The organism is Paracoccus sp. (in: a-proteobacteria), assembly GCF_039808215.1.
Classification (GTDB): Bacteria; Pseudomonadota; Alphaproteobacteria; order Rhodobacterales; family Rhodobacteraceae; genus Paracoccus.
Genome location: NZ_JBDHSP010000042.1, coordinates 18,157 through 27,186, shown reverse-complemented (window position 1 = coordinate 27,186; position 9,030 = coordinate 18,157). Strand labels below are relative to the sequence as shown.

Sequence of the window (9,030 nt, the reverse complement as noted above, 5' to 3'; positions counted from 1 at the left end):
TGGCAGCCCGTAGGGGAGTCGAACCCCTCTTTTCAGGTTGAAAACCTGACGTCCTAACCGATAGACGAACGGGCCACTGGCTGCATCGCGGGGCCTAGGGCGCCGCAGCGTAGGGCGGTGTTTAGGCGAGCCGAACTGGGGGCGCAAGCGGAAAAGACGCCCGCGGGCCAAGTTTTTTCCGCCCGGTCCGGCGCGCGTCAGCCGGCCGGCGCGGCGTCGTCCAGGCGCAGGCGCACGCGTTCACGCCCGCCCCATTGCGACAGTTCCAGCTTGCCGGCGAGGTGAAGGCAACGCCCGCGCGCGCCCAGCAGCGCCGGGCCCAGCGGGCCGGTCATCGCGCCCCAGGCCACGGCCTCGAGCACCGGGCTGCCGGGGCTGCGAAAGCGCAGGCGCAGGTGGCTGTCGCCCATGGTGCCGGCGCTGTCGATCAGCTGTCCGGCAAAGGCGAAGCGCGGCGCGGGGGCTGCCTGGCCATAGGGGCCGGCGCGCTCCAGCATCTGCATCAGCTCGACCGTGGCCCCGGCCGGATCCATCAACCCCGAGATGCGCAGCTCGCCCGCGCCGGGGCGCTGCGCCATCTCGCGCGACAGCAGGTCCGACAGGCGTGCCATGGCGCCGGGGATCTTTGCCTCCTCGACGGTCAGGCCGGCGGCCATGGCGTGGCCGCCGCCCTTCAGCAGCCAGCCCTCGGCGGCCAGGCGCTGGATGGCGCGGCCCAGGTCGACGCCCGGCACCGAGCGGGCCGAGCCCTTGCCGATGCCGCACTCGATGCCGATCACCACGGCGGGCAGGTCGCTGGCCTCTTTCACCCGTGCGGCAACGATGCCGACGACGCCCGGATGCCAGCCCTCGCCCGCGGCCCAGGACAGCAGCGAATCGGCCCGGGCCTGAACCTGCGCCAGGGCCGATTCGCGCACCGATGCCTCGATGGTGCGGCGGTCGCGGTTCAGCGCGTCCAACTCGCCAGCCAGACGCGTCGCCTCGGCCGGGTCGGTGCAGGACAGGCACTGCGCCCCCAGATCCGAGCGCCCGACCCGCCCGCCCGCATTGATGCGTGGCCCCAGCAGAAAACCCAGATGAAAGGCGCTCGGCGCGGAATCAAGCCGCGCCACATCGGAAAGCGCTACCAGCCCCGGCCGCTGGCGACGCGCCATGATCGCCAGGCCCTGGCGGACGAAGGCGCGGTTCACGCCGACCAGCGGCGCGACATCGGCCACCGTCGCCAGCGCCACCAGATCAAGCAGCCCGATCAGGTCGGGCTGCGCCTGGCCGCCGGCCCGCAACAGCGCGTTGCAGCGCACCAGCGTCAGGAAAACCACGCCCGCGGCGCAAAGATGGCCAAGGCTGCCGTTCTCGTCGGCGCGGTTGGGGTTCACCACCGCCAGCGCCGGCGGCAGGGTCTCGGCCCCCTGGTGGTGATCCAGCACGATCACGTCGCAGGCGGCGGCGGCCAGGGCCTCGTGGCTCAGCGTGCCGCAGTCGACGCAGATGATCAGATCGTGGTGCGCCGCCAGCGCCGCCATGGCCGGGGCGTTGGGGCCATAGCCCTCGTCGATGCGGTCGGGGATGTAAAGCGTCGCACTCCGGCCCTGCTGGCGCAGCCAGTCGATGAGCAGCGCCGCCGAGGCGCCGCCGTCCACGTCGTAATCGGCAAATATTGCAATGCGCTGGCCGGCAAGCACCGCTGACACGATACGGCTGGCGGCGGGTTCCATGTCGCGCAGGTGCAGCGGATCGGGCAACAGGTCGCGCAGCCGGGGGTCCAGAAAGCCGGTGGCCTCGGGCGCGGTGACGCCGCGCGCGGCCAGCACGCGGCTGACCGGCAGGGGCAGGCGGCTGTCCTGCACCAGCGCCTCGGCGGCGCGTTCAAGGGCGGGGTCGGGACCGCGCCAGAAACGGCCGGTCAGCGAGGATTCGACGGAAAGAAAGGCGGTCATGGGGCTTATTCCCCCATGACCGCCCGCGGATCAAGCCTGCCGTGCGGGGCTTACCGGATCGGGTTGCGATAGATCATCCGCCGCACCGAGCCCGTCTTCGAGCGCATCAGGATGGTTTCGGTCTGCAGGAAACCCGGCTCGCGCTTGACGCCGGCCACGATCGAGCCGTTGGTGACGCCGGTGGCGGCAAAGATCACATCCGCGGTCACCAGCTCGTCGCGCGAATAGATGCGATTCAGGTCGGTGATGCCGGCCTTGTGGGCGCGGGACTTCTCATCCTCGTTGCGAAACAGCAGCTTGCCCCACATCTGCCCGCCCATGCATTTCAAAGCCGAGGCCGCCAGCACCCCCTCGGGCGCCCCGCCCGAGCCCATGTACATGTCGATGCCGGTCAGCTCGGCCTCGGCGCAATGGATGACGCCGGCCACGTCGCCGTCGGTGATCAGCCGGATCGCCGCGCCGGTCGAGCGCACCTCGGCCACCAGATCCTCGTGGCGGGGACGTTCCAGGATGCAGACAGTGATGTCGCTGTCCTTGCAGCCGCGGGCCCTGGCAAGCGCGCGGACGCGTTCGGCGGGCGCCATGTCGAGGCTGACCACGTCCCTGGCATAGCCCGGGCCGATCGCCAGCTTTTCCATGTAGACATCGGGCGCGTGCAGCAGCGTGCCGCGCGGCGCCATGGCGATCACGGTCAGCGCGTTCGGCATGTCCTTGGCGGTCAGCGTGGTGCCTTCCAGCGGATCGAGGGCGATGTCCACCTCGGGGCCGCTGCCGGTGCCGACCTCCTCGCCGATATAGAGCATCGGCGCCTCGTCACGCTCGCCCTCGCCGATGACGACGACGCCGCGGATGTCGAGCTTGTTCAGCTGCTCGCGCATGGCGTTCACCGCGGCCTGGTCGGCGGCCTTCTCGTCGCCGCGGCCGATGAGCTGGGCCGAGGCATGGGCCGCCGCCTCGCTGACGCGCGCCAGCCCCAGAGACAGCATGCGGTCGTTGAAATCCTTTGGCGAGGTCATGCGGAAAATCCTTGTGCTTTCTGCCGTTGCGGGCTTCTACGCGCCCGGCCCGTGCCGGGCAAGACTGGGCGCGCTAACGGTTCAGTTTTCCGACAGGTCCAGCACCAGCGCATGGATTCGCGGCACGATGTCGCCCAGGGTGCGATGCACCAGCCGATGGCGGGCGACATGGCTCAGTCCGGCGAATTCCGCGCTGCGCATGCGGATGCGAAAATGCGTCTGCCCGCCCTCGCGCCAGCCGGCATGGCCGCGATGGTTTTCGCTTTCGTCAGTGATTTCCAGCTCTTGCGGCTGAAGCGCGGCCAGCCGGTCACGCATCTCGTCAGCAATCATGCGCTTGCCCCCTTTCAGTTCCTGCGAAATAGCCTAAACTGCCTGTCCCGTTGAGGACAAGGCAGGCAGATGAGCAACAGCGACCCATTCGGATTCGACATGTCGGCGGCATCGGACAAGAAGCGCCGTGCCAAGGGTCGGCGCGGCATGTCCGGCGCCTTCGAGACGTCGACGCGGCGCTGCGACAAGGAGGGCTGCAAGGAGCCCGGGCAGTATCGAGCGCCGAAATCTCCGCGCGCGCTGGACGAATACTATTGGTTCTGCAAGGACCATGTGCGCGAATACAACCTGAACTGGAACTATTTCCAAGGCCAGTCCGAGGCCGAGTTCCAGGAATTCCTCGACAATGCCACCGTCTGGGAACGCCCGACCAAGCCTTTCGGCCGTGCGGCGCAGGACCAGAAATGGGCCCGCCACGGCATCGACGACCCGCTTGAGATCCTGGGCGCCAATGGCACCAATCCGGAGGTCCGCGCCCGGTCTGCCCGCAAGCTGCCGCCGACCGAACGCCGCGCGCTCGAGATCCTCGAGGCCAAGGACACCTGGACCCGGGCTGAGATCCGCAAGCAATACAAGTCCCTGGTCAAGGACCTGCACCCGGACATGAACGGCGGCGACCGCTCGGACGAGGACCGCCTGCAAGAGGTGGTCTGGGCCTGGGATCAGGTCAAGGACAGCCGCAGCTTCAAGGATTGAAGGGGGGGGCTTTGCCCCCGCGCGTTCCGCGCTCCCCCAGAGTATTTTGAGAACAGAGAATGACCAGTGCAGTATGCTGGCTTTTCTCTGTTCTCAAAATACTCCGCGGGGGTCCGGGGGTGTGAAACCCCCGGCTGCGACTTTACAGTTCGCGCTTGATTGCCTCTGCCAGATTGGTGCGTTCCCATGAAAAGCCACCATCAGCCTCGGGGGCGCGACCGAAATGGCCATAGGCCGCGGTGCGGCGATAGATCGGCCGGCACAGGTCCAGATGTTCGCGGATGCCGCGCGGGGTCAGGTCCATGGCGCGGGCGATGGCGCGCTCGATCGCGGTCTCGGGGGCGGCGCCGGTACCGAAGGTGTCGGCATAGATCGACAGCGGCTTGGCCACGCCGATGGCATAGCTGAGCTGGATCACGCAGCGTTTCGCCAGGCCCGCCGCGACCACGTTCTTGGCCAGATAGCGCGCGGCATAGGCGGCCGAGCGGTCGACCTTGGTCGGGTCCTTGCCGGAAAAGGCGCCGCCGCCATGCGGGGCCGCACCGCCATAGGTGTCGACGATGATCTTGCGGCCCGTCAGACCTGCGTCGCCGTCCGGGCCGCCGATGACGAAGGTGCCGGTCGGGTTGACCCACCATTCGGTCCTTTCGGTCAGCCATTCCGCGGGCAGGACCTCGCGGATATAGGGCTCGACGATGGCGCGGATGTCGTCCGAACTCTGGGCCACGTCCTTGTGCTGGTGCGACAGGACCAGGCTGGTGACCTCGACCGGGCGGCCGTTTTCATAGCGCAGGCTGAGCTGCGACTTCGCGTCCGGACCCAGCATCGGCTCGGTGCCGGATTTGCGCGCCTCGGCCAGGCGGCGCAGGATGGCGTGGGCATACTGGATCGGCGCCGGCATCAGCTCCGGGGTCTCATCGACGGCATAGCCGAACATGATGCCCTGATCGCCCGCGCCGTCGCGGTCGACGCCGATGCTGATATGGGCAGATTGCTCGTGCAGGTAGTTGTGGACGTGGCAGGTGTTCCAGTGAAACTTTTCCTGCTCGTAGCCGATGTCGCGGATGGTGTCGCGGGCGATCTGGCCGATGCGGCCCATGTATTCGCCCAGTTTGCGCTGGTCGCTCAGGCCGATCTCGCCGCCGATGACCACGGTGCCGGTGGTGGCGAAGGCCTCGCAGGCGACGCGGGCGGCGGGGTCCTCGGCCAGAAGCGCATCGAGGATCGCGTCGGAAATCTGGTCGCACAGTTTGTCGGGGTGTCCCTCGGAAACCGATTCCGAGGTGAAAACATAGTCCTGTCTGGCCATGAAGGTGCTCCGTTACAATGACGCCGCCACGCCAGGAAGCCGTTGTGGCGGTCAGCGAGCAGCGTTAGTGCAGCATGCCGCCAAGGTCAACGCCAACCTTGCGCCGGGCCGCGGCCAGCAGTGCCAGCGCCAGCGCCAGCACCGGCCAGTCCCCCCAACGCGCCCAAGGCGTGGCAGGCAGGGCGCCGGGCAGGACTGCGTCGATTCGTCCGATCTGGTTCAGGTCCAGCGTGGCCCGCAGTTGCCCGCGCGCGTCGATCACCGCCGAGATGCCGGTATTGGCCGCCCGCATCAGCGGCAGGCCCGATTCGATGGCGCGCAGCCGCGCCTGCGCCAGATGCTGCCAGGGACCCGAGACCTGGCCGAACCAGGCGTCGTTCGTCGCCTGCAGCAGCCAGTCCGGGCGGTTGTCGCCGGCAATCAGGTGGCGCGGGAACACCGCCTCGTAGCAGATCAGCGGCTGCACCGGCGGCAGGTCGGGCAGGTGCAGCACCTGCGGGCCGGGGCCGGCGCTGTAGCCGAAGCCATGCTGGGCGGCAAAGGCGCGGATGCCGAAACGCGCCAACTGGTCGCCCCAGGGCGTGTATTCGCCAAAGGGCACCAGATGGAACTTGTCATAGACCGGGCCAATGCCCAGAAGCGAAAACCGGGTCAGGCTGTTGTAATAGCGCGTGCCCTCGGACCTCTGGATGCCGAGGATCACCGGGGCGCCGACGTAAGCGGCGATGTCTTGCGGGGCGGTGCCGGACTGGTCCAGCAGGAAATTCACCGCCGTCTCGGGCCAGATCACCGCATCGGGCGGCGGTCGGTCAGGGTCGCGCGCCGCCGACAGGTCCAGCAGGCGCCGAAAGAATACCTCGGACCAGTAGGGGTCCCATTTCAGCGCCTGGGTGGCATCGGGCTGGACGAGGCGCAGGTTGATGCCGGTATCGGGCGGCAGCGGCTGCGCCAGCCGGGCAAGGCCGGCGCTCCAGGCGGCGGCGATCAGCAGCAGCGCCAGCAACGTTCCGGGCAGGGCGGGCAGGCCGCCGGGGCGGCGAAACATCAGCGGCAGGCAGGCGGCCAGCATGGTCAAGCCCGACAGCCCGATTGCGCCCAGCGTGGTGGCCAGCTGCGCCGCCGGCGTGTCGATCCAGATATGGCCGGTCAGCGCCCAGGGCAGGCCGGTCAGGATCCAGCCGCGCAGCCAGTCAGACAGCACCATCAGCGCGGCGAAGGCCACGCCCTGGCGCGGGAAACCCGGCGCAAGCCGTGCGGCCAGCCATGCCGGCAGTGTCCAGAACAGCGCCCCGCCCGCGGCCATGAAGACCAGCGCAAAGGGCGCCATCCAGCCATGGATCTCCGGCTCGACCAGGAAGGGCTCGGTGATCCAGGACAAGGCCAGCGCGAAATGGCCCAGGCCAGCGGCGAAGCCGTGCCATGCCGCCTGGCGCGGCGTGGTGGCCCGGGCGACGCGCCGGCAGATCAGGGCCAGCGCCGCGACGGCCACGGGCCAAAGCCCCCAAGGCGCCTGGCCCAAGGCCACCAGCAGGCCAAGGCCAAGATCGCAGGACAGCGAGGCCAGCGCCCTGCGGCGCCGGCCCTTGCGGTCACTTGCCGGGACCGGGCTGGCCATGCCGGCTCAGGCTTCGGCCGGGTTGTCGCCTGTGTCGGGGGTCGGGGCGTCGGCTGCGGCCTCGGGGGTCGGCTCAGTCTCGGCCGTCGCCTTGGCCTTGCGCGGCGCGCGCGGCTTGGCGGGTTTCTTTGCCGCCGGCTTGCGCTTGGGTTTCTCGGCGGCCTCGGCCCCGGGTGTTTCGGCCCTGGGGGACTCGGGCTCGGGTGTTTCAGTCTCGGGCGCATCGGTCGCGGCGAGATCAGCCCTGGGCGCATCAGCCTCGGCGGCGGCTTCGGCCTTGGGTTTGGTCGCGCGCGGCTTGCGCTTGCGCACCGGCTTTTCCGTGGCCGGTGCCTCTGCCACCGATTCGGGTGCGGCCTCGGCCGCCGCCGCGGCGGCTTCGATGGGGGCTGGCGCGGGCGTTTCCACGGCGGGTGCGGTCACGACTGCCGGGATCTCGGGTGCCGGCGCCGGTGCCGCGCTGGCCTCGGTTGGCGGCGCGACTTCGGCACTGACCTCATCGGCATCCGAGGCAGCGCCTTCGATGATGCCGGGGCGGAAGCTGCGGGTCATGAACTCTGGCATGTGATCGCCCATGCCCAGAACCGGGTGGCGGTCGCCCCGGCGATCGTCCCGGCGGTCGTGGCCGCGTTCGCGGCGGTCGTGACGGTCGTGACGGTCAGGGCCACGCTCGTCGCGCCGCTCGCGGACCTCGACGGGCTTCGGTTCGACCCTGGTCTCGGGTCTGGCCTCGCTCCGGATCTCGTCGCGGTGGCTGCGCTGTTCGCTGTCGTCGCGCCGGCCGCGGCGATCCTCGCGCCGGTCGTGGCCGCGGCCGCGTTCGCGCCGGCCGCCATCGCGCGGGGCGCGCGGGGCGTCCTGGGCCGCGGCCGAGAGGCTGAAATTCTCGGGCAGGGCGGCGCGGGGCAGGGTCTGCTTGACCAGCGCCTCGATGGCGGTCAGGTATTTTTCATCCGCGGGCGTGGCGATGGAGATCGCCGTGCCCTCGCGGCCGGCGCGACCGGTGCGGCCGATGCGGTGCACATAATCCTCGGCATGCGAGGGCAGGTCGAAATTGAACACATGGCTGACCGCCGGAATGTCCAGCCCGCGCGCCGCCACGTCCGAGGCGACAAGGAACTGCAACCGCCCCTCGCGGAAGTCGTCGAGCGTCGCCATGCGGTGGCGCTGGTCCAGGTCGCCATGGATCGGCGCGGCGTCGAAACCATGCGCCTTGAGCGACTTGGCGACGATGTCCACGTCGGTCTTGCGGTTGCAGAAGATGATGGCGTTCTTCAGCCCGCCGGTCTCGGTCTCGGGACCCTCGGCGCGGATCAGCGCGCGCAGCAGCTCGCGCTTTTGCTTGGCGGACTGGTCGCGGCGGGTGGGGGTGATCTCGACCAGCTTCTGGGTGATGGTCTCGCTGGTGGTGGCCTGGCGCGCGACCTCGATGCGTTCGGGCGCGTGCAGGAAGGTGTCGGTGATGCGCTCGATCTCGGGCGCCATGGTGGCCGAGAAGAACAGCGTCTGCCGGGTGAAGGGGGTCAGCTGGAAGATGCGCTCGATGTCGGGGATGAAGCCCATGTCCAGCATGCGGTCGGCCTCGTCGACCACCATGATCTGCACGCCGGTCAGCAGCAGCTTGCCGCGTTCGAAATGGTCAAGCAGCCGGCCCGGGGTGGCGATCAGCACGTCAACGCCGCGGTCGATCAGCTTGTCCTGTTCGTTGAAGCTGACGCCGCCGATCAGCAGCGCCTTGGTCAGGCGGGTGTGGCTGGCATAGGTGTCAAAGTTCTCGGCCACCTGCGCGGCCAGTTCGCGCGTCGGGCACAGGACCAGCGAACGCGGCATGCGCGCGCGGGCGCGGCCGCGGCCCAGCAGCGTGATCATCGGCAGGGTAAAGCTTGCGGTCTTGCCGGTGCCGGTCTGGGCGATGCCCAGCACGTCGCGCCCTTCCAGCGCCGGGGGAATCGCCCCGGCCTGGATCGGCGTCGGCGTTTCGTAACCCGCCTCGGCGACGGCCTTGAGAACCTTGGGGTCAAGCTTCAGATCGGAAAATTTGGTCATTCGGGGCTTTCGTATCCTGGCGCGGGTCTGTCCCGCACCGCGTTTGCGTCGATCGCCGCGCCGGTGCCAAACCGGGGG

The 9,030-nt window shown here is 69.4% G+C and carries 6 protein-coding genes, 1 tRNA gene, 1 pseudogene and 1 riboswitch; of the genes and pseudogenes, 1 reads left to right on the top strand and 7 read right to left on the bottom strand.

All coding sequences use genetic code 11. The features are described from left to right. The 4 genes from WMK75_RS13045 to WMK75_RS13030 form a co-directional block, all read right to left on the bottom strand. Positions 1-75, bottom strand: a tRNA-Glu gene (locus WMK75_RS13045). A gap of 122 nt (positions 76-197) precedes the next feature. After that, positions 198-1,937: a single-stranded-DNA-specific exonuclease RecJ gene (gene recJ / locus WMK75_RS13040; RefSeq protein WP_347268092.1), complete on the bottom strand. Its 1,740-nt coding sequence runs from the start codon at positions 1,935-1,937 to the stop codon at positions 198-200. A 50-nt stretch (positions 1,938-1,987) separates the two neighbouring features. After that, a complete protein-coding gene (glpX, locus tag WMK75_RS13035) occupies positions 1,988-2,953 on the bottom strand; it encodes a class II fructose-bisphosphatase (RefSeq protein ID WP_347268091.1) in 966 nt (321 codons plus the stop codon). A gap of 81 nt (positions 2,954-3,034) precedes the next feature. After that, positions 3,035-3,286: a BolA family protein gene (locus tag WMK75_RS13030; protein ID WP_347268090.1), complete on the bottom strand. Its 252-nt coding sequence runs from the start codon at positions 3,284-3,286 to the stop codon at positions 3,035-3,037. Between the two features lie 69 nt (positions 3,287-3,355). Between WMK75_RS13030 and WMK75_RS13025 the strand changes: the two genes are divergently transcribed. Further along, positions 3,356-3,982, top strand: coding sequence for a J domain-containing protein (locus WMK75_RS13025; protein ID WP_347268089.1), 627 nt, complete (start codon positions 3,356-3,358; stop codon positions 3,980-3,982). 142 nt (positions 3,983-4,124) lie between these two features. Here WMK75_RS13025 and metK read toward each other — a convergent pair whose 3' ends face one another. From metK to WMK75_RS13010, 3 genes and pseudogenes are all read right to left on the bottom strand, one after another. After that, entirely contained in the window at positions 4,125-5,291 is a 1,167-nt protein-coding gene (metK, locus tag WMK75_RS13020) for a methionine adenosyltransferase (protein ID WP_347268088.1), read from the bottom strand. Between the two features lie 5 nt (positions 5,292-5,296). Next, a riboswitch (SAM-SAH riboswitch) is annotated at positions 5,297-5,345 on the bottom strand. A gap of 10 nt (positions 5,346-5,355) precedes the next feature. Beyond that, a complete protein-coding gene (lnt, locus tag WMK75_RS13015; protein WP_347268087.1) occupies positions 5,356-6,906 on the bottom strand; it encodes an apolipoprotein N-acyltransferase in 1,551 nt (516 codons plus the stop codon). Between the two features lie 534 nt (positions 6,907-7,440). Then, positions 7,441-8,952, bottom strand: a pseudogene (locus WMK75_RS13010) (DEAD/DEAH box helicase); the annotation flags it as partial. Between the last annotated feature and the right edge of the window lie 78 nt (positions 8,953-9,030).

What these genes read in the sequence shown, in the direction of transcription:
- recJ (WP_347268092.1), bottom strand. Translation starts at nt 1,937, where the DNA reads ATGACCGCCTTTCTTTCCGTCGAATCCTCGCTGACCGGCCGTTTCTGG.
- glpX (WP_347268091.1), bottom strand. Translation starts at nt 2,953, where the DNA reads ATGACCTCGCCAAAGGATTTCAACGACCGCATGCTGTCTCTGGGGCTG.
- WMK75_RS13030 (WP_347268090.1), bottom strand. Translation starts at nt 3,286, where the DNA reads ATGATTGCTGACGAGATGCGTGACCGGCTGGCCGCGCTTCAGCCGCAA.
- WMK75_RS13025 (WP_347268089.1), top strand. Translation starts at nt 3,356, where the DNA reads ATGAGCAACAGCGACCCATTCGGATTCGACATGTCGGCGGCATCGGAC.
- metK (WP_347268088.1), bottom strand. Translation starts at nt 5,291, where the DNA reads ATGGCCAGACAGGACTATGTTTTCACCTCGGAATCGGTTTCCGAGGGA.
- lnt (WP_347268087.1), bottom strand. Translation starts at nt 6,906, where the DNA reads ATGGCCAGCCCGGTCCCGGCAAGTGACCGCAAGGGCCGGCGCCGCAGG.